This is a genomic window from Undibacterium sp. Ren11W (assembly GCF_049340485.1).
Lineage (GTDB): Bacteria > Pseudomonadota > Gammaproteobacteria > Burkholderiales > Burkholderiaceae_D > Undibacterium.
Genome location: NZ_JBMPPB010000001.1, coordinates 1,453,616 through 1,473,644, shown reverse-complemented (window position 1 = coordinate 1,473,644; position 20,029 = coordinate 1,453,616). Strand labels below are relative to the sequence as shown.

Annotated in this window: 14 protein-coding genes; 8 read left to right on the top strand and 6 right to left on the bottom strand. The window is 52.8% G+C overall.

What is annotated here, in order from left to right:
* The first annotated feature begins 17 nt into the window (after positions 1 to 17).
* From lpxB to ACO0K8_RS06540, 6 genes are all read left to right on the top strand, one after another.
* Positions 18 to 1,172 carry a lipid-A-disaccharide synthase gene (gene lpxB / locus ACO0K8_RS06565; protein ID WP_422945814.1) on the top strand — a complete coding sequence of 385 codons (1,155 nt, stop codon included), beginning with the start codon at positions 18 to 20 and terminating at the stop codon, positions 1,170 to 1,172.
* 82 nt (positions 1,173 to 1,254) lie between these two features.
* On the top strand, positions 1,255 to 2,034 hold the full coding sequence (locus tag ACO0K8_RS06560) for a TatD family hydrolase (RefSeq protein ID WP_422945813.1): 780 nt from the start codon (positions 1,255 to 1,257) through the stop codon (positions 2,032 to 2,034).
* Positions 2,035 to 2,061: 27 nt separating this feature from the next.
* A complete protein-coding gene (locus ACO0K8_RS06555; RefSeq protein WP_422945812.1) occupies positions 2,062 to 2,763 on the top strand; it encodes an ankyrin repeat domain-containing protein in 702 nt (233 codons plus the stop codon).
* 515 nt (positions 2,764 to 3,278) lie between these two features.
* Positions 3,279 to 5,012, top strand: a complete 1,734-nt coding sequence (locus ACO0K8_RS06550; protein WP_422945811.1) for an ABC transporter permease — start codon at positions 3,279 to 3,281, stop codon at positions 5,010 to 5,012.
* Positions 5,013 to 5,067: 55 nt separating this feature from the next.
* Positions 5,068 to 6,363, top strand: coding sequence for an AAA-associated domain-containing protein (locus ACO0K8_RS06545; RefSeq protein ID WP_422945810.1), 1,296 nt, complete (start codon positions 5,068 to 5,070; stop codon positions 6,361 to 6,363).
* A gap of 50 nt (positions 6,364 to 6,413) precedes the next feature.
* Positions 6,414 to 6,908 (top strand): energy transducer TonB family protein, encoded by a 495-nt coding sequence (locus ACO0K8_RS06540; RefSeq protein ID WP_422945809.1) that lies wholly within the window; start codon positions 6,414 to 6,416, stop codon positions 6,906 to 6,908.
* A gap of 131 nt (positions 6,909 to 7,039) precedes the next feature.
* Here the strand turns inward: ACO0K8_RS06540 and ACO0K8_RS06535 are convergent, their stop codons facing one another.
* From ACO0K8_RS06535 to imuA, 3 genes are all read right to left on the bottom strand, one after another.
* Positions 7,040 to 10,210 (bottom strand): error-prone DNA polymerase, encoded by a 3,171-nt coding sequence (locus ACO0K8_RS06535; RefSeq protein WP_422945868.1) that lies wholly within the window; start codon positions 10,208 to 10,210, stop codon positions 7,040 to 7,042.
* A 220-nt stretch (positions 10,211 to 10,430) separates the two neighbouring features.
* The gene (locus tag ACO0K8_RS06530) at positions 10,431 to 11,843 is read right to left on the bottom strand and encodes a Y-family DNA polymerase (protein ID WP_422945867.1); all 1,413 of its coding nucleotides are present in this window, start codon (positions 11,841 to 11,843) and stop codon (positions 10,431 to 10,433) included.
* Between the two features lie 34 nt (positions 11,844 to 11,877).
* Positions 11,878 to 12,708, bottom strand: a complete 831-nt coding sequence (imuA, locus tag ACO0K8_RS06525; protein ID WP_422945808.1) for a translesion DNA synthesis-associated protein ImuA — start codon at positions 12,706 to 12,708, stop codon at positions 11,878 to 11,880.
* Between the two features lie 271 nt (positions 12,709 to 12,979).
* Between imuA and ACO0K8_RS06520 the strand changes: the two genes are divergently transcribed.
* The gene (locus ACO0K8_RS06520; protein ID WP_422945807.1) at positions 12,980 to 13,207 is read left to right on the top strand and encodes a hypothetical protein; all 228 of its coding nucleotides are present in this window, start codon (positions 12,980 to 12,982) and stop codon (positions 13,205 to 13,207) included.
* A gap of 174 nt (positions 13,208 to 13,381) precedes the next feature.
* Here the strand turns inward: ACO0K8_RS06520 and ACO0K8_RS06515 are convergent, their stop codons facing one another.
* The 3 genes from ACO0K8_RS06515 to ACO0K8_RS06505 all read right to left on the bottom strand — a co-directional run bounded on the left by ACO0K8_RS06515 (position 13,382) and on the right by ACO0K8_RS06505 (position 18,806).
* Positions 13,382 to 14,050 carry a 4'-phosphopantetheinyl transferase family protein gene (locus ACO0K8_RS06515; protein ID WP_422945806.1) on the bottom strand — a complete coding sequence of 223 codons (669 nt, stop codon included), beginning with the start codon at positions 14,048 to 14,050 and terminating at the stop codon, positions 13,382 to 13,384.
* Between the two features lie 16 nt (positions 14,051 to 14,066).
* Positions 14,067 to 18,134, bottom strand: coding sequence for a Pls/PosA family non-ribosomal peptide synthetase (locus ACO0K8_RS06510; RefSeq protein ID WP_422945805.1), 4,068 nt, complete (start codon positions 18,132 to 18,134; stop codon positions 14,067 to 14,069).
* A 315-nt stretch (positions 18,135 to 18,449) separates the two neighbouring features.
* Positions 18,450 to 18,806 carry an FKBP-type peptidyl-prolyl cis-trans isomerase gene (locus ACO0K8_RS06505; protein WP_422945804.1) on the bottom strand — a complete coding sequence of 119 codons (357 nt, stop codon included), beginning with the start codon at positions 18,804 to 18,806 and terminating at the stop codon, positions 18,450 to 18,452.
* 301 nt (positions 18,807 to 19,107) lie between these two features.
* Here ACO0K8_RS06505 and ACO0K8_RS06500 point away from each other — a divergent pair, with 301 nt between their 5' ends.
* Positions 19,108 to 20,028 (top strand): cytochrome D1 domain-containing protein, encoded by a 921-nt coding sequence (locus ACO0K8_RS06500; RefSeq protein WP_422945866.1) that lies wholly within the window; start codon positions 19,108 to 19,110, stop codon positions 20,026 to 20,028.
* Position 20,029: the final 1 nt, after the last annotated feature.

Here is a 20,029-nt window from a genome sequence, read left to right as displayed (position 1 = left end):
GGAAGTAAGCACAAATCGTGTCAAATCAAACTCGCATCGCCATGGTCGCAGGTGAAACTTCCGGCGACCTTTTAGCTGGACGCTTATTGTCCGGGCTCAGACCGCAATTGCCCGATGCGCTAATGCACGGCATCGGTGGTCCACATATGATGGCGCATGGCTTCGTCAGCGACTATCCTATGGAGAAGTTGTCGGTGCGTGGCATCTTTGAAGTGATGATGCATTACCGCGAAATTTCCGGGATTCGCAAACAACTGAGCCAACGCTTACTCGATGAGAGACCCGATGTCTTTATCGGTGTCGATGCGCCCGATTTTAATCTTGATCTGGAAATTCAGCTCAAGCAGGCCGGCATTCCGACTATGCATTACATTAGCCCTTCGATTTGGGCCTGGCGCGGCGGTCGTATCAAAAAAATTGCACAAGCTGTCTCGCACATGCTGGTGGTATTCCCGTTCGAAGAAGAAATTTATCGCAAGGCCGGCATTCCTGCTACCTACGTTGGTCATCCCTTGGCGCAGGTGATAGAGATGGAGCCGGATATGGCGGCGGCACGCGATGCGCTTGGTATCGCGCAGGATGCGACTGTGGTGGCGATGCTGCCAGGTAGCCGTATCTCTGAAATTAAATATAACACCGAAGCTTTCATCGCAACCGCGAAAATTCTCTGTGAGCGCGATCCTCAGTTGCAGATCGTAGTGCCTATGGTGGGCGAAAAGCAGCGTAGTTACTACATCAATCTGGTGGTGGCCGCAAAGTTGGATGGCGTACCGGTCTTATTGGTCGATGGACAATCGCATACGGTGATCGCAGCTGCCAATGTGGTCTTGGTTGCTTCCGGAACCGCTTCACTAGAGGTGGCTTTATTTAAAAAACCTATGGTGATTGCCTACAAGATGATGGAAGCTTCGTGGCAAATCTTAAAGCATATGGGTTATCAACCCTGGATAGGTCTGCCGAATATTCTTGCCGAAGAGTTTCTGGTGCCAGAATTTTTACAATCTGCCGCTACTCCTGAGGCGATGGCGCAAGCCTTGTGGCAGCAATTGACGGATTTGCCCTTGCAGACTAGACTCAAGCAAAGGTTTACCGATATGCACCACACTTTATTGCGTGACACCGCCAGTATCTCGGCGCAAGCGGTCTTGAATGTGATCGCCGCTTCAAAGTAAGCCCTGCTGCAACTTCCTTTGCTGTCTGTAGCTTCTACCTTGATTTTGCACTTAGCCACCCACTTAGCTACCCACTTAGTCCATGTATATAGATTCGCATTGCCATATAAACTTCCCTGAACTAGCGGTGAGGATGCCCGAGATTTTGCAAAAAATGCAGGATAACGGTGTTACTCATGCGCTGTGCGTGTCGGTGGACTTGCCTGATTTTCCGCAAGTGTTGGCACTGGCAGAGCAATATCCTCACATCTATGCCTCGGTCGGGGTGCATCCGGATTACGAAGACACCGAAGAGCCGAGTGCAGCGCAATTGGTTGCTTTATCTCAGCACCCCAAGATTATCGCGATCGGTGAAACCGGCTTGGATTATTTTCGCCTCAAAGGTGATCTGGAATGGCAGCGCGAACGGTTTCGCCAGCATATTCGGGCCTCACGCATCAGCGGCAAACCCTTAATTATTCATACCCGTGCCGCATCGGAAGACACTATCCGTATCATGCGCGAGGAGGGCGCAGGCACGGATAATGGTGGCGCGGCCGGTGTCATGCATTGCTTCACCGAATCGCTGGAGGTGGCCTTGGCCGCGATCGAGATGGGGTTTTATATTTCCTTCTCGGGCATACTGACATTTAAGAGTGCCAAGGATTTGCAGGCGGTCGCCAAAGCGCTGCCTCTAGAGCGTATTTTGATAGAAACCGATTCGCCTTATCTGGCACCGATGCCACATCGCGGCAAAATGAATGAGCCCGGATTTGTCAGACATGTTGGCGAATATCTGGCCGACTTGAAGGGCTTGCCAGTCAAGCAGGTGCAAGAAACCACCAGCAAAAACTTTTTTGATCTGTTTAAAATTACGCCATAAGTCTGCGATGACTTTTCTGAAATGAATTTGCCTAAATTCTCCTTTTCTTTGTCCGCACTGCTGTTCTCTGGCTTATGCTTGCTCCTCGCTGGAGTAAGTGGTTCGGCGCACGCGGCAGCCTACGACGACTTTTTATTTGCGGTCAAGTTTAACGATGTGCGTACCGTGCAAAGCTTGTTAGCGAAGGGCATGGACGTCAATACTCTGGAAGCAGAGCGCGGCGAGACGGTGCTGATGATAGCGCTGCGCGAAAAATCCATGAAAGTGGTCGATCTCTTGCTTAAACAGCCCGACATCAAGCTAGAGGCGCGCGCGCAGAATGGCGATACCGCCTTGATGCTGGCTGCCTATCTGGGCAATCGTGCTGCTGTAACTCAGTTGCTCGATGCTGGTGCCGAAGTGAATCAGGCTGGCTGGGCCGCATTGCACTATGCCGCCATCAATGGTGACGTCAAAATTATTGCCTTACTGCTGGAGCATGCCGCCTATATCGATGCCATCTCCCCCAATAAAACCACGCCCCTGATGATGGCGGTGCGTTCAGGGAAATTGGCTGCGGTTCAATTATTGCTCGATGAGGGCGCGGATATCGCGCTGATCAATAGTATGAACTTGTCGGCACTCGATTTTGCGATTCAGCTGGAGCAAAAAGAAATCGCTGCAGAATTAAAGGCGCGTCAGCAAGCACGCGCCAGCCCGCCAGGCGGCGCGGCCCCTAAATCGGAATAATTGCTACGGTGTGGACTTGACGTGCCCTCTCCTTAAACGCTTAGGGGGAGTATGGCAAAAAACACCGTGGTTTGCGCATATAGCTATTGCGCAACAAAAATATACTCCATTCCAGTATATTAATACGTGTTGCTAGGGAAACTAGCTCTGTGTTACAGTAAGCGCTTCTAATTAATGGAGCACAATCTGTGGACAGTTATAGTTGTCGATCTTTGATCGATCACATCCTGGCAAAGTAAACGCAGATTTCTGTCGCTACCTTGCCGTCACCGGCGGGTAGTTGCATCAAGCAGTTTGTTCAAACTGCTTCTTCCTTCTTCCCCACATTTTAAGCGCGTGTTTAACACGATATCTGACCCCGTAACGGGTGGCTAGTCTTGTTCGTGCGCACAATTTATTCATCTAGCTCAGTGGCGCATGCGTACACGTGGTCGGGGTGATTAAGGAGGTCGTTTTGTCCTTATTATTTTTTATTCAGGCTAACTTTGGCCGTGGCTGCAATTGGGAGCGTGCTGATGTTTGAGCTTTTTAATTTGCAAAGGCGTGAGGATGCCGCCTCGACTGGCGGTCCGAATCGCTGGGATTGGGCCTTGCTGCCGTTAGTGTTAGCATTGATCGTGTTGTTTGCGTTTGCCGCCATGCAGATGAGCCATCCGTTTGCGGTTGGCGAGACTTTGCAGATATCGCTGGATCCTAGTTACCTTCCGTACTACCTGTTACGCACGATTTTACGGATGTTTACGGCCTTGGCTTTCGCTCTTTTGTTTAGCCTGCTATTCGCTGCCATTGCGGTGAAATATGCCGCCGCCGAAAAAGTGATGATACCGGCACTCGATATCTTGCAGTCGGTACCGATTTTGGGATTTCAGGCAATTGCGATTGCGCCGTTTATCGCCTTGTTCCCCGGGAATTTACTCGGCGTAGAGTGTGCTGCGGTGTTTGCAATCTTCACTTCGCAAGCCTGGAATATGGCGTTTAGTCTGTATCAATCGATGCGCACCGTACCGCCCGAACTCAACGAAGCGGCACGTATTTTCAGACTGTCCGGTTGGCAGCGCTTCTGGCGTCTGGAGCTGCCTTTTGCCATGCCTGGTCTACTGTGGAATATGATGATGTCGATGTCGGGCGGCTGGTTTTTTCTGGTGGCGGCGGAGGCGATCTCGGTTGCTGGCCAGGATATTAAATTGCCCGGTATAGGCTCGTATATTGCGGTGGCGATCGAGGCCGAGAATGGCATCGCGATCGCATGGGCAATTACGGCCATGTTGGCGGGGATTTTACTTTACGACCAATTGTTTTTCCGCCCCTTGCTGGCTTGGGCCGATAAATTTCGATTTGAAGAATCACAGGGCGATACTGCTCAACAATCCTGGTTACTCGATTGGATGCGTAGTAGTTATTGGTTGCGCTCCTGGTCTGAGCGCATGTGGGCCTGGTTAAGTCGTGCCTTGGGCTGGTTCAGTCTGAAGCATGATGGCACTTCTAGCCGGTCTTTAGCGTCTAGCCATAGTCCGCTGTGGGGCCGTGCTTGGGATGTGAGCTTGGCCTTGGCTTGTGTGTGGGCCGTGTACAGGTTGGTCAGTTTTGTGCATATCGATGTCGGTTGGGCCGAAGTGGTACATGTAGTCGGCCTCGGGTTGATTACCTTGTTGCGTGTCATGCTGCTGATAGGCCTGGCGTCTCTGGTGTGGGTGCCGATTGCAGTGTGGGTAGGGCTGCGGCCGCAATACTCGCAGCGGGTGCAGGCATTGGCGCAGTTTTTAGCGGCTTTTCCGGTCAACTTGATGTTCCCGGTGGTGGTGTTTTTTATGGTGTCGCTAAAGCTCAATGCCAATATTTGGCTCAGTCCCTTAATGGTGTTTGGTACCCAGTGGTACATCTTGTTTAATGTCGTCGCTGGTGCCGCAATCATCCCGAATGAATTGCGTCTGGCAGCCGACAATCTAGGCTTGAAGGGTTGGCTGAAATGGAAGCGCGTGTATCTGCCGGCGGTGTTCCCTAGTTATGTAACGGGGGCCATTACCGCCAGTGGTGGCTCCTGGAATGCCAGTATCGTGGCCGAATACGTGACCTGGGGTAAAACCACCCTGGTAGCCGATGGCTTAGGGAGTTATATCAAGCAGATGACAGAGCTAGGGGATTTTCATCGTATCGCACTCGGGATTGCGGTGATGTGCGTATTTGTCATGCTACTCAATCGTTTTTTCTGGCGCAGATTGTATTCGCTGGCGGAAGACCGTAGTAGCTAGGGTCTTCGGTAGGCGGACTAAGTAGAAATATGTGACGATTAGCAGGAGAGAAAACATGAAGCAAAAATTAATAGAACTCAATCAAGTTGCCAAGTCTTTTAAAGCGGCGGATGGACACGCACGTAGTGTGCTGGAAAAGCTAGACTTTCAACTGGAGGAAGGCGAGATCGTTGCCTTGCTGGGTAAGTCGGGTTCAGGCAAGTCCACCTTGCTGCGTATCATGGCCGGCTTGATACCCGCCGATACCGGCCAGCTTGCCTATCGTGGCAAGGAAATTTATGGGCCGGTGGCCGGGATTGCGATGGTGTTTCAGTCTTTCGCCTTATTTCCATGGCTGACGGTACAACAAAATGTAGAGTTGGGATTAGAAGCGCAGGGCGTGGCCAGCGATGAACGCAAGACACGTGCCGACGCCGTGTTGGAATTAATCGGTCTGGCCGGTTTTGGCGGTGCCTTGCCGCGGGAATTGTCGGGCGGCATGAAGCAGCGTGTAGGGATAGCCCGTGCGCTGGTGACCAATCCCGATGTGCTCTTGATGGATGAGGCGTTTTCTGCGCTCGATGTCCTGACTGGCGAGACACTGCGTAACGATATGCTGGAACTGTGGGATGAAAACCGTATTCCGACCAAGGGCATCTTGATCGTTTCGCATAATATTGAAGAAGCAGTCATGATGGCTGACCGTATCATCATCATGTCCAGCAACCCTGGCTGCATACGTTCGGAAGTGAAGATAGATTTGCCACGTCCGCGCGATGTCGACTCTATCGAGGTCAGGGCGCTGATCGATGAAGTGTATGGTCTGATGACCATGCGCACCGCACAGGAAGCTGCGACCGGCACCACGCATCCGCGACATTTGGGCTACCGTTTGCCGGAGACCGATGTCAGCCGTATTGAAGGTATGCTGGATCTGCTGGCGCAAGCGCCTTTCAATGGGCGTGCCGATTTGCCGCAACTGGCAGAAGAAGTTGATCTTACCGATGAAGAGCTATTTCCTACCTATGAGGCGCTGAGCTTATTAGGATTGGCGGTTCTGGAAAAGGGCGATATTATTCTTAGTGCTCTGGGTCAGCATTATGCCGATGCCGATCAGACCTTAAGGCAAGAGTTGTTTGGCCAGCAATTGCTGACACATGTGCCGCTGGCCGCGCATATACGGCGTAATCTAGAGTTGGATGGCAGCGGTAGCCTGCCTGAGCAGCCGTTCATCGAGTTGCTGGAAGAGTTTTTGAAAGCAGATGAAGCCAAGCGTGTACTTGAGATTGCGATAGAGTGGGGACGTTATGGTGAGGTCTACGAGTATGATTACCATACCGGGCGCTTGAGCTTGCCGGATGATGACGAATAATAGTGTTTGCTTTACTAGTGCAGGTGAGACCTGAATTGAAAGCGGTGGACATGAAAATAAGACGCTTACTACTGTTAGCCTGTTGTGCCGTTGCCGCTTGCTCTACGCCTATACCGGGCGGAAAAAAAAGCGATGAAGTCGGCAAACAGACCAATGAAATCGGCAAAAAGACCAATGAAAAAGTCGGATCGTCAAACTCATTTACTCTCAATGGCTATAAGCGTGAATTGGCGCAGCGTATCTCTGAGCGTAATTCTGGCAAGGTGTATACGGATAGGCCGCAAGCTTTGCTGCGCTCGGTGGTCGTCTTAAAATACACCATGAATGCCGATGGTAAATTGCTGCGCAGCGATGTGCTGCGTAGTAACCATGATAAAGTCACAGAAAACATTGCCCTGGCGAGTATCAGCAATGCCGCACCTTTTCCTAAGCCTAGTTCGCTGCTGGTAAAAAACGGTAAATTAGAGATCACCGAGACCTGGTTATTCAATGACGATGCTCGTTTTCAATTAAGAACTATCGCCCAGCCGCAAATGACCGAATAATGGGCACTGGTGTTCGTTAGATCTTGGGACTTACGCAAAATTGCTCCAGCTAGGCGCATCGCCGAAGACAGTACGCTAGTACGGCAAGGCGAGTGCAACAACGCTGGGGCGGTTTTGCGTAAGTCCTAGATCTAACAAAAATCCCGGCTGGCGCTTTCTAGTTGGCCCAGTAAATGCGACAGGTCTACCAGGCGCTTTGCCACCAGATGGCAGACCTCGCCTTCGCGCTGCCAGATGCCGTACACCCCTAGCAGTCTGGCACTGAGCACTTCTTTGCGTTGCTGTTCTACCAGCGATGGCCAGATAATTACATTCACCGGCCCGGTCTCATCTTCTATCGTGATGAACAGCACCCCTTTGGCGGTGCCGGGGCGCTGGCGTACCGTGACCATGCCGCAACCGCGTGCAAATTGGCGATTCTGGAAAGTGTTGAGTAACTCTGCCGGCAGGAAGCGCAGCTTAAGCAGGCGCTGGCGCAATAAGGCGAGCGGGTGCCGTCCCAGTGTCAAGCCGGCACTGTGGTAATCGCTGACGATCTCTTGCGCTTCGCTCGGCGCGGCCAACACTGGAGTCTGCTCTTCCAGAGTGACGGTATGGAGTAAATCCTTGTCCGGTATCGCTGCCACTGCCTGCCACAAGGCTAGCCGGCGATGTCCGGCTAGTGAGATCAGCGCATTGCCAGCGGCTAAAGCTTCGATGTCGCGACGATTTAGTTGTGCGCGCCTGGCCAGATCCGTCATGTCGCTAAAGGCGCGCTGCGTGCGTGCCGCTTGTATCCGCTGTGCCGCCTCAAAAGACATGCCGCGCAAGAGTGACATTCCTAAACGCACCGCGCTTGCGGATGTCTTGCTTGGATCATCGTGCTCCAGACAGGATTCCCAGTTGCTCGCCTCTATGGTGACCGGCTTGACGACTACGCCATGACGGCGTGCATCCTGCACCAGTTGCGATGGCGAATAAAACCCCAGCGGTTGTGAGTTGAGCAGCGAGCATAAAAAAACCGCAGGTTCATGGCATTTGATCCAGCTGCTGGCGTAAGTCAGAATCGCAAAACTGGCGGCGTGGCTTTCGGGAAAACCGTATTCGCCAAAGCCTAACATCTGATTGAAAATAGCCGTCGCAAATTGCTCGTCGTAGCCATTTTTTTTCATACTGTCGATGATGCGCTCTTTATAATGTGCTAGTCCGCCTTTGCGTTTCCAGGCGGCCATGGCGCGCCGTAACTCATCGGCTTCGCCCGGGCTGAAATCGGCCGCCACCATGGCGATGCGCATCACTTGCTCCTGGAAGATAGGCACACCCAGCGTGCGCGCGAGTATTTTTTCTATCTCGGGTTTCGGGTAGCTGATGGCTTCCAAACCTTGTCTTCTGCGTAAATACGGATGCACCATGCCGCCCTGTATTGGGCCGGGTCTGACGATCGCCACTTGTACCACCAGATCGTAAAAAGTCTGCGGGCGCAGGCGTGGCAACATACTCATTTGCGCACGCGATTCAATTTGGAATACGCCTATGGTATCGGCCTGGCATATCATCTTGTAAGTGGTGGCATCTTCGCGTGGTAGTTCTTGCATGTTGCGCGGCCGGCCGGGCAAGCTGGCCATCAGATCAAATGCGCGCTTGAGAGCCGAGAGCATGCCCAGTGCCAGCACATCAACCTTGAGTAAGCCTAGCGACTCAAGATCATCTTTATCCCACTCAATCACGCTGCGCTCTTTCATCGCCGCATTTTCTATCGGCACCAGCCGCGATAATTTACCTTTGGCGATTACGAAGCCGCCGCTGTGTTGTGACAAATGTCGCGGAAAACCGAGTAACTGGGTCGCCAGGCTAGCCCATTGCTGCGCCAGCGCAGAATCGGGATCTAACCCACTTTCGCTGAAGCGCTGGAGTAAATCGTGTTTACTATCAAACCAGTGATGTGCTTTGGCGACCGCATCGACCAGTGCCAGGTCGACGCCCAGCGCCTTGCCGGCTTCGCGCAAAGCGCCTTTGGGTCGGTAAGTGTGGACTGCTGCGGCCAGCGCGGTACGATTTCTGCCGTATTTTTTATACAGATACTGGATCACCTCTTCGCGCCGCTGGTGCTCAAAATCGACATCGATATCGGGTGGTTCGCCGCGCTCTTTTGATAAAAAGCGCTCGAATAGCAGAGTGTCGCTATCTGGGCTCACTTCGGTGATGTGCAGGCAGTAGCAGACCACCGAGTTGGCGGCTGAGCCGCGCCCCTGGCACAAGATGCCTTGTGAGCGGGCGAACCTGACAATGTCGTGCACGGTTAAGAAGTAGGGCTCGTAAGCGAGATCGTTGATCAGGTGCAGCTCGTACTCTATTTTTTGTGTGACGCTGGCGCTGAGCCCCAGCGGGTAGCGCAGCTTTGCGCCCAGATAGACTTCTTGTTTTAAATAACTGGCCGGAGTTTGTCCTGCTGGCACCAGTTCATCCGGGTACTCATAGCGCAATTCATCGAGCGAGAAATGACACAGGCTGGCAATCTTGATGGTTTCTGCCAGCGCGGCTGCTGGATACAGATTGGCCAGGCGTAAGCGCGAACGTAGATGTTGTTCTGCATTCGGTGCCAGTTGGTAGCCGCAATCGGCGATGCTTTTACTCAGGCGTATCGCAGTGAGTGTATCTTGCAAGGGCTTGCGCGAACGCACATGCATACAGACCTGGCCTATCGCTACCAAAGGCAGGCGCTGGTGCTGGGCAATTGCGGTGACCCGGCCCTGATGCAACTCATCCATGCCACGGGTGAGTAAATTCAAACCCAGCCAGGCACGTTGCGGGAAGAGCGCCTTGACCCATGCCGCTTGTTTCGATAGCAGCTCGATATCGGCGGGATAATCGGGCACCAGGATCATCAGGCAGTCTGGTAAGCCGCGCAGATGGGTATATCCGGGCGGTGGCGCGCTAAAATCTTGTGCTGTAATGAAGTAGGTCCCTTTGGTGGTGCGGGTGCGTGCCAGTGTGATCAGTTCAGACAGATTGCCATAGCCTTCACGATTTTGTGCCAGGGCAATTAGGGTGCCGCCATCTTGCTCATCAGTGGCGCTGAGTTTGAAATGCGCACCTATCAGTAGCGGCAGATGATGTTTTTTCGCTTCTTCATGGGCCCGCACTACGCCTGCCAGTGAGCATTCGTCGGTAATCGCCAGCGCCCGATAGTCCAGTTTGACGGCACGCGCGACTAATTCTTCAGCATGTGACGCCCCTTGCAAAAACGTGAAATTAGACAGGCAAAATAATTCTGCGTAATCAGGTAGGTAAGCGGGCAGAGAGGTGGTGCTTGGCTGCCGCATCTGGCCGGGCCCGGGTTCAGGCTTATCCATGCTGATTCAAGCTCAGTGCTGGCGACCAGATGAGCGCTAAGTGTGGCGCCCGGGCGTGTTTGAGATTTAAAAGTAGCCTGGCCGGACGCGCATATTCCATGCGGGTTTCCAGCCATACCAGCCTGCAAGGCGCATGGAATATGCGCGCTGGGCCTGCCACTGTTTTGTATAGGTTTTTCATTGGCGCACCTTAGCCGAACCAGCCATGCAGATACCAGACCGCATCGGCATCTTGCTGCCCTGTGTGTTGGGCGACGCTGATTCTTTCATGGTAGATCCAGCAGCGCAGGTGTTCGCTGTTCTCGGCGATAAAGTAATCACGGGTGACTAATTGCCCATTCCACCAACCGGCTTCGATACGTTCGGGCGGCGACAGTATGCTCAGTGCACCGCGATAATATGGCCTATGTTGTCTTAGCTCCAGAGGAATAGGCTCTGCCAGTAGCCAGCTCGGACGGTTCATCATGGCTGTCGGCGCGTGTGGCAACTGTGCCGTAGCGCGCGCTTTGGGCTGCGAGGGTATCGCCGCTATCCAGTGATTTGCCACTTCCGGTCTATAGTCGGCTTGCGGCAGCGTTTGCAATACCTGGTCTGCGCCTAAGCGCGCCACTAATAACTCTAATAGTCTGTGCTGTTGTTGCGGGCTGCCGCTGGGTTCTGGAAATAAGCTGGCGCTGGGCGCCTGCATGGCCACTAGCTGCATGGCATGCAGGCGTAAGGCCATCACCGGTGTTGTCAGGCTCAGTTGTGCCAGCCGTTCTTTTAAGAGTCGCGCCAGATGCTCTGCTTGCCAGCTCGCTTCAGCTAAGGTGATGGTCAACTGGCTAGGTGCCACTGCCAGACGCCCGCGTTCGTGTTCTAATTCCAGTTGTATCTGGCTAACTGCCAACTGCTTCGCTCTTAACCAGCCGCTGAGTTGTTGCAATAGAGCGTTAGCATAATTGAGCAGGGCCTCGGCTTGCTCTATGCGCTCGGGCAGCTCTATGCGTGCGATGAATTCTGCTGGCACTTCCAGCCATTGATGTAACTCGGTGGCGACTCCATAGGCGTAATCTAACTGTGATAATAAATCCTTACCGCAGCGTCGCTGTATTCCTGCACGCGGTAATTGGCGTAAGCTTTTTAAATCATGGCAAGCGATACCTTGTAGCCAGTCGCGCCAGGGCGTGGCGGCTGGTAATAGGCTCAGTGCGAGTGGGTCGAGCCGGCGACTTAAGCGCATAGGATTGAGGCAATACAGGCCGCGTCGACCATATGCATTAGCGGCATGCGCCAGTAGCCCGGCTGCGGCTGCGTTAGGTGCATAGCTCAGGGTGGCACTGATGCCCAGTAGCGCCATGCTGTTTAGCACGCAGCGCCGCAATTGCCGGACTCCGCCAAACAAGCGCAGGCTGGCACCTATGTTCATGAGCAGACTGGCCGGCCCGGCAGCGGCTACTTGCGGTGAATATTGGAGCAGTGTGGTCGCGACCCGCTGCAAAGATGCCTGCTCTTGCTCGCTATCATATTGCCTGAGCATTGCCTCGGGTAATAGCATCTGCACACTGCCACTGCGCATCCCCAGTTGTACACCTGCCGCGCTGGCGTGCTTTGACAGCGCCACCACGCGATTTTTGTCCAGCACTACCGTGCCAAGGTCAGCTAGCCAGTTCGGCTGGAAAGTTTCTATGCTGAGCTGCGGCAGATGCACTGCCAACCATAGCACTGCCGGCTTGGTCGCGGAGGTTGATGCCGGAATTGATGCAGGCGTTGATACCAGCGTTGATGCTGGCGTTGATATTGAGTGGGTGGTCAACATGGTCATGCTCATAAATGGCGGTGTCAGGGCGGGCGCGGTACATGGAGGACAGACGCGCCACTGGAATAATCAAGGGTGCATGTTGTTGTGCACCGCGTCGCTTGATGATCTCTACTTGTAGGCCAAGTGCGACGCGCTGGAGTTTTAGACGCAAGGGGGCCGGCGATGGGTTCAGCGCTTGCTGCTGCGGACGGATCACGGCAAACAGCGTCGTGCCGCTTTGTGCCGCCAGATGCAGGCGGCGCAGATTCTCGGTTCTGATTTGCGTTTGCCAAAACAGCAGAGCCGCACAACTACCGCTACGTAAGATTTGTTCTGCGCTCCACAGCGCATCTTTATGTGTATTGCAGCGTATCCACAGTACGCGGGAGATATCCAGGCCTAGTTCAGATAAACCCAGGGCTTGCGGTTGATAAGGCGGCTGCAGCAAGATAATGTGACCACGCTGCAAACCTGCCAGGGCCGGTTGCAACAGGCGTAACTCCGCCGTACCCGGATGTTGTATGAGGATTTCGCTCAAAGCGCCATTGGGCCAGCCCGCACCGGGCAGCTCTGCTGCTAAGCCTGAGTAACCGCAAGCCACATAGTCGCCATGGCCACGCGCCAATTGTGAGGCACGCCATAGCGAGGGATGTATGCTTTCCGGGGCGGGGGATGAGGTCGATTTCATGAATTGCCGAATAAAAAAACTACTGTATATAAAATCAGTATAATCGCTTATTCAGACAAATTCAAACTTGTTGTGACTTGTTGTGACTTGTTGTAAAAGGCACGCAGAAAAAGTGGGAAAACCACGAAAAATATAAATACTGATTGCATATACAGTACTTTATGCTAAAGTGATCAACATGTAATCCGATAGAAATTTATGTACTTACAGGTTTTATAGAGTTCATAGAATTCCTTAATCCACCTAGTTTACGAAATGGAGATCATCTCAAATGACTAACCTCGAACAATCTTTTGATGCGCGTTTTAGCCTGCAATTTGCACCTACCTCATTTTTAATGCGCTTGGGTAGCAGAGAAATATTTGTGTGTCTTGATTTCAGACGACGTCAATATCGGGTTAATCCCATTATGGACTGCTCCACCGGAGTACAAGCCGGGCATCTGGAAATTTTAGTCTTGCGTAAGTGGCTGGTGATTTTGTCTAAAGCCAAGTGGTGATACTGGCAGCACTGAAACAGTGTGGAAGCAGCTTGAGCAGTTTTAGTTCGGGCGGATGGCGTACAGAACGGCCTTGAAATTCGATTGCAGCTGAATGACAGCTGAATTACAGCTGCATATCAACTATCTTGAGGCCGTATCGACTAGGCTGATGCTAGCCTAACTTGTCCTGAGTTATTCTGACTTAGCCTGGATGCTGGTCGCGATCGCGCCCGCATAGCCAGTCGGCAAGGCGAGTTCTTGCAACAGGTAGGCCTGTACATCCGCTGTGCTTTGCTCTGACCATTCACTCAAAGCCAGTCCCTGGTATTTTAATTTAGCTTCCAGTTGTGCCCAGTGCCGGGCGAAGCAGGCCGCTTGCTGCGGCAAGGGAGTGGCAGCGATGGCGGCACTCACTTGCGGCCCTAAATAGAGTGCAGCAACTTCTTGCCAGTCTGGCAGATGCGCTATTTTTAGCAGATCTATTCCTAGTCCTGCGCGCTGCTTATCGCTATCTGGCTGACGATCGCTAAAATTATCACGAGATCCATGATTGATTGCCGCGATTGCTGCAATCGATAAGCCGCTTTCATGGCTGATGGAAATGGCAATCTGATGACCAGGAATCGATAATTTCAGGCCCGGTACCTGACCGGCTTGACGCTCTAGTATCAGCTGTTCGACTGGGCAGCCAGAGTACTGGCTCAAGACATTACCTAATGCTAAACGTATCTGTTGTCGGGCAAAATCACGGCTGGCCGAGGCTGGCGTGATTACGCTCAATACCACTAGAGCATGCTCAGCCAGAGCAGCGCACGCCGCTGCGCTTTGCTCTGGCCATGGATACACAGTCAGCGCCGACATGGCTCAGTCGAGCTAGTTAAACGTGTGAAGTGGCAAGCGCAATCGAGGCCGGACAACCGCGCCAGCTCGATTTGGCGGGAATAAATTCGCCCTTCATCACCAGTGTGAGTGCTCCCAGTTTGGCATCGTCACCGACCACCGCACTGTACAGTACCGCGCTGCGCGGTCCCATGTACACGCGTTCACCAATCCTGACATGATCGATTTTCATGACGCGGTCTTCAAATAAATGGGTTTGCGGGCAGGCTAGTGCATTGATTTCGCTATACGCACCGATGCTGACACAATCAAACTCCGTGATGTCGGTCGTGTCTAGATACACGCCTTTGCCGATGTTAGTGCCAAGTAAATTAAACGCCAGCGGCAGCCACGGGGTGCCGCGCAGATAGCGCATGAAGTTCGGTACGGCGATGCCTTCATACAAATTAGTGATAGCTTCCGAGATCCATACAAATCTGGTCCACATAGGCGTGCTGCTCTTTTGGTAGCGCCCCATTAAGATCCATTTCAATGCCAATACAAAGGCAAAGCAGCCCAGCCCGTAGCCCAAACCTGCCAAGATCAGGTAATACAAAACTTCTCCCCATAAGTCGTCGCCTGCTAGTGGCATCAGATCAAGCACGATGGTATAGCCGACCGAGATCACCATCGCATGCGGTGCGATGATGCGGAAAGTTTCCACCAGGGTGCGGCCTATCCGACGCCAGATCGAGGGATGGAAGGTCAGCTCTTCAGGAAAGCCTTTGACTTCTTCCCGTGCCGGCAAATGGATAGCCGGTGAGCCCAACCAGGTGTCGCCATTGCGCATGGTCTCATTGGCCGGAGCAGTACTGTGCACGCCTATCAGTACGTTCTCCGGCAAGATGGTGCCATCCGGAATATACGCACCGTTACCGACAAAGCTGCGGCGCGAAATGACCGTTGGCTGCATGCTCATCCAACCGCCATCGATTTGTTCGTCGCCGAGTAATACCGCATCGGCGATAAAGGTCTCATCGCCCAGTGTCAGCATATCTGGCACGACCCCGAGTGCAGTCGAGATCTCGGCACCTTTGCCCACTTTGGCACCCAATAAACGATACCAGAAAGGGGCATACACGGTGGCATACACACCATGCAAGACATGCAGACTCGATTCCTGAATTTGATTCACCAGCCATTTTGCGCAATAGGTATTGCCATGCACAGAATAACTGCCAGGTTTGAGTTTCGGTAAAACGCTCCAGCGTATTCCGGCTGACAGCAGGGCGGTGCAGAGTATCAGTATCGCCGTCGCAGGGAAGGCCAGAATAAAATATTTAGTCAATTGAAAAACAATCGAACTCCCTTGCAACCACGGAAAAGTCTCGACGTTATCGAGCATATCGATGGCGACAAAACTAGGGAAAACCGGCAGAAAAAATAGGGCCGCAACCAAGGCACTGCCAAAGATGAAGAATATCCCTTCAGCTGCCAGACGCAAGTTTGATACTGCCGGGCGCGCTGGAATCGAATCCGGCTCAAAAGCGGCGACGTCATGCGCCGGTGAGCCGCGCCAGATCCGTCGATCTGGGATGGTTTGTCCTTCGCTGAGCGCCGATTGGCCTTCCAGATGGCCGTATTCGCCTATCGTGACGCCTCCTTCGAGCACTGCATACGAGCCGACGCAGGCATTCTTGCCTATGCTGATACGACCGAGTCGCAATTGACCACGTTCGATACGGGCATTTTCAAAATTGCTGGCATTGCCTATGCTGGCCTGGTCGCCAATCTCCAGCAGATCAGGAGCACGTAAAGTCAGCGAGCCGATATTCACGTCCTTTCCTATCTTTGCTCCCAATGCGCGCAACCACCAAACATACAGCGATGAGCCACTTAACATATAGACGGGAGCGGCCTCGACTAATCGATCTGCTAGCCACCAGCGAAAATAGGTGAAGCCCCAGAGCGGGTAGAGGCCTTCTTTTAATCTGCCGGCGATCAGCCATTTCCCTAGGATGGCGACAGCAAACTCTAGTATCGTCAGCAATAAAAATACGCCTACCGACAAAGCGATTGCTCTCGGTATGGAGTCATCGGCATCGCCAGTCAGGAAGTGATAGGCAAAAAACGGAGTCAGCCATTGCATCATGCGGATTGCCACCAGCCAGGGGATAGCGATCGCCTGCGCCGCACCGCAAGTCCAGCGTTTTAAACTCGATGGCGGGGTCCACATATCGGCATTGGCACTGGCGTCGCTACTATTGCTTATCTGTGATTGCGCTAAAACCAAGGCGATTTGGCCTATGTGCCGGTGCTGATAAATATCGCTGATCTTGAAGTAGGCGAAGCGCGCATCGGCCCGTAAGGCCGACACCAGACGCGCCGCTAATAAAGAATGGCCGCCCAGATCGGCGAAAAAATCGAGCTCTCTGCGGATCGCTTGACCAGGGAATAATTTGTGCAAGGCAGTAAATAAAACTTCCTCGGCCAGGTTGTCCGCACGATCCGATTCTGCCGAATTACTTAGTACCGTCAGCGGCCGATTTTTCAATTCTTTACGGTCTATCTTGCCCGAGGTAAGGCGCGGCATTTCCAGTAGACTCTCAAAGCGTCCCGGCACCATATACGGTGGCAACACTGCTGCCAGGTTTGCCCGGAGTGCGGCGCTAGAAAGTGTCTGATCGGCTTCGGCTACGATGAAGGCGATCAAGTGATCTATGCCTTCTTCCTGACGCAAGATCACCGCCACTGTGCCTACGCCAGCTTGCTTGGCCAATACTGCTTCGATCTCACCCAGTTCTACCCGAAAACCGCGGATTTTTACCTGGTCATCGGATCGTCCCAGGCATTGCACACTGCCATCGGCTTCGATACGGGCCAGATCGCCGGTACGATACAGTCGTTGATCGTAGGCTCCGCTGGCCCAGGGGTTGACGAGGAATTTTTCCGCAGTCAGATCCGGGCGGCCAAGATAGCCCTTAGCAACGCCGGGGCCGGTAATGCATAGTTCGCCGGTTTCGCCGCGCTGCAATACGCGTAAGCCGTTTTCTACGGCCGTATCGATCACCAGTAAGCCATAATTTGGCAGGGGTTTGCCGATAGTCACTGGCTGGTTTAGATGCAGTTCTGCCAGGCTGGCAGACACTGTCGCCTCGGTCGGGCCATAGGTATTGAATAATTGCCGTCCCGGCTTGACCCAGCGCGCTACCAAGGTTTCCGGGCACATCTCGCCACCCAGATTGATGATGCGCAGGCTAGGTACATCGCGGCTAAATAAAGCCAGCAAGGTCGGTACTGCGTGCAGAACGGTGACTTGATTTTGATTCAGTTCATGCGGCAGCGCATCGGGATCCAGCGCTACTTCGCGCGGCGCTATCCAAAGACAGGCACCGACCAAATAACTGATCCAGATCTCTTCAAACGACATGTCAAAGGCGACAGAAAAACCCTGATACACACGGTCGCTGCTGCGCACTCCCAAGACACTGTTTTCGCTACGTAAAAAATGGCAGATACTGCCCTGGGTAATCGCAATGCCCTTGGGTTTGCCTGTCGAGCCTGAGGTGTAAATCACATACGCTGGATCGCTGGCTGATGCGCCCTGGCGTCGCAGTAAGGGCGCAGAGCTTGTTAGTAGTAAGTCTTCAGCAGGCCAGATCGGGCAGGGCAGGGCGCTCAGTTGCGCTGCCAAAGCCTGGCAACTGACAATGCCGAAGGCCTGCGCGTCTTCCAGGCAGACTGCGATACGCTCGACGGGCGTATCGGCATCAAACGGCAACCAGGCAGCGCCGGTCTTGGCAATGGCTGCCTGCATGAGCAATAAATCGATACCGCGCGGCAGCCATAGACCAATAATCTGCCCTGGTCTTACGCCTGCTGCGATCAGGTGCGAAGCGGCGCAGTCGGCCCTGTCATTGAGTTGCGCATAGCTGAGGATGTGCTCGCCCAAAATCAGGGCGGGTTGTTCGGGAAATTGGGATGCACTGGCTTCCAGCAGATCTGCCAATACCTCGTTGCGTATCAGTTCGGTTTGCGTTGGGCCGTACAAAATGTCCTGGTGCGTAGTTGTGCCGGAGTTAGTCTCGGACTGTGTCGAAATGGCAGTAGCGCTGGTGTGAGGCATAAAAACAAGACAGACTTAGAAGGTGATAGGGGCGCAGCAGCGAGATGTGCTAGCGATTGCGGCAGCTTGTTATTTTTATAGGCAGCAGCGTGGCAGTTTATCATTTTGACCTTGTTTTGAGTCAAATTCTGCGCGATAGGCTGCGCATCAGTTGGGGGCGCGTTTTACCAGACAAAAAAAATCCTCCATGTCTCAGGAGGATTCTTATACTACCTAGGGGTATCAGTCTTGCCACCTTGCTTGTGCACATAAAATATGCGCAAGCAAGGTGGCGGGTGGCATACTCCCCTAAAAAGCAGATTTTGTATGGTTGTATTACACGCCCAACAATTCAACTTCAAAAATCAAAGTCGCGTTCGCGGGGATCACGCCGCCAGCACCGCGGGCGCCATAGCCTAAGGCCGATGGAATAGTCAAGACGCGGGTGCCGCCGATTTTCATGCCTTGCACGCCTTCATCCCAGCCCTTGATCACTTGGCCAGCGCCTAGTGCGAAAGAAAATGGTGTGCCACGGTCTTTACTAGAGTCGAATTTTTTACCGGCACTGCCGTCTGGATTTTGCAACCAGCCGGTGTAATGAACGTCAACATTATTGCCAGCTTGCGCTTCTGCGCCTTCGCCTATGACTTTATCTTCGTATTGCAATCCTGAAACTGTTGTTGTGCTAGTCATGATTTTTTCCTATTCGTGATTAAAAAACTGGCGCAATTGTAGACTAAAACCTGGTTCTGCTCCGCTCGCAGCGCAAGCTGCATGCGTGAAATTGCGTAATCTTCAGTAATAATCCGTAAGAGCGCTTGATTTTACGCAAAATAGTGTAAAAAGAAGCAGGCATTTTATGGATAGTCTCTCTTCGCTTGGCTAGGCGCGGTAAAATACGCTTTATCAATTTTGTTAACTTTTTAAGCGGTAATTCTTCATGCAGCTTCGTTTTTTAGCTTTATCTTTAGTGTTCTCTTCGCTGTTGTCTGCCATGTTTCAAGAAGCCCAAGCCAGCGTGGTGGTGGTTCTCAATTCACGCGATGCCACGGTCACTTTGCTGGATCAGGAAAACTTTAAAGAGCTCAGCAGTTTCCCTATCGGTAAAGAGCCACATCATTTAATGGCCACTCCTGATAATAAATCCCTGATCGTTGCCAATGCTGTCGGTGATGAACTGGTGTTTTTGGATCCTAAGACGGGTCAGATTCAAAGGCGCATCAAAGATGTGGCCGATCCGTATCAGATCGGCTTTTCGCCTAACCAAAAATGGTTCATCTCCAATTCTCTGCGACTTGATCGCGTCGATTTTTATAAATACGATGGCAAAGACTTTACTTTGGCCAATCGGGTTCCTCTGGCCAAGCTGCCTAGTCATATGGCATTTGATGCCGCCAGCACCACCGTCTTCATTACCCAGCAGGGCAGTGATCAGATCTCGGCGATCGATCTGGCCACGCAAAAAGTGAAATGGACTATTCCCGTCGGTAAGCTGCCTGCCGGTATCGTTATGACGCCGGACGATAAGCATTTGCTGGTCGGTATTATGGGCAAGGATTATGTCGAAGTCATAGACTGGCGCACCCAAAAAACGGTTAAGCGCATCACCGCCGGTGCCGGTACGCATAATTTCCGTTCTATGGGCGATAAGCGCCACGTGTTTGTCTCGAATCGCACATCCAATACGATTAACATCATCGATCAGCTGACGCTGGAAAACGTAGGTACGATCCCGGTACCGGGCGGCCCAGATTGTATGGAGCTAAGCGCCGATGGTAAAACATTGTGGGCGACGCTGCGCTGGATCAAAAAAGTCGCAGTGATTGATGTCGCCAGCAAAAAAGTCATCAAACTCATCCCTGTCGGACGCTCACCGCATGGCGTGTACTTTTATGACCGTGCTGCGACCATGTAAA

What these genes read in the sequence shown, in the direction of transcription:
- ACO0K8_RS06560 (WP_422945813.1), top strand. Translation starts at nt 1,255, where the DNA reads ATGTATATAGATTCGCATTGCCATATAAACTTCCCTGAACTAGCGGTG.
- ACO0K8_RS06550 (WP_422945811.1), top strand. Translation starts at nt 3,279, where the DNA reads ATGTTTGAGCTTTTTAATTTGCAAAGGCGTGAGGATGCCGCCTCGACT.
- ACO0K8_RS06545 (WP_422945810.1), top strand. Translation starts at nt 5,068, where the DNA reads ATGAAGCAAAAATTAATAGAACTCAATCAAGTTGCCAAGTCTTTTAAA.
- ACO0K8_RS06540 (WP_422945809.1), top strand. Translation starts at nt 6,414, where the DNA reads ATGAAAATAAGACGCTTACTACTGTTAGCCTGTTGTGCCGTTGCCGCT.
- ACO0K8_RS06535 (WP_422945868.1), bottom strand. Translation starts at nt 10,210, where the DNA reads ATGCGGCAGCCAAGCACCACCTCTCTGCCCGCTTACCTACCTGATTAC.
- imuA (WP_422945808.1), bottom strand. Translation starts at nt 12,708, where the DNA reads ATGAAATCGACCTCATCCCCCGCCCCGGAAAGCATACATCCCTCGCTA.
- ACO0K8_RS06520 (WP_422945807.1), top strand. Translation starts at nt 12,980, where the DNA reads ATGACTAACCTCGAACAATCTTTTGATGCGCGTTTTAGCCTGCAATTT.
- ACO0K8_RS06515 (WP_422945806.1), bottom strand. Translation starts at nt 14,050, where the DNA reads ATGTCGGCGCTGACTGTGTATCCATGGCCAGAGCAAAGCGCAGCGGCG.
- ACO0K8_RS06510 (WP_422945805.1), bottom strand. Translation starts at nt 18,134, where the DNA reads ATGCCTCACACCAGCGCTACTGCCATTTCGACACAGTCCGAGACTAAC.
- ACO0K8_RS06505 (WP_422945804.1), bottom strand. Translation starts at nt 18,806, where the DNA reads ATGACTAGCACAACAACAGTTTCAGGATTGCAATACGAAGATAAAGTC.
- ACO0K8_RS06500 (WP_422945866.1), top strand. Translation starts at nt 19,108, where the DNA reads ATGTTTCAAGAAGCCCAAGCCAGCGTGGTGGTGGTTCTCAATTCACGC.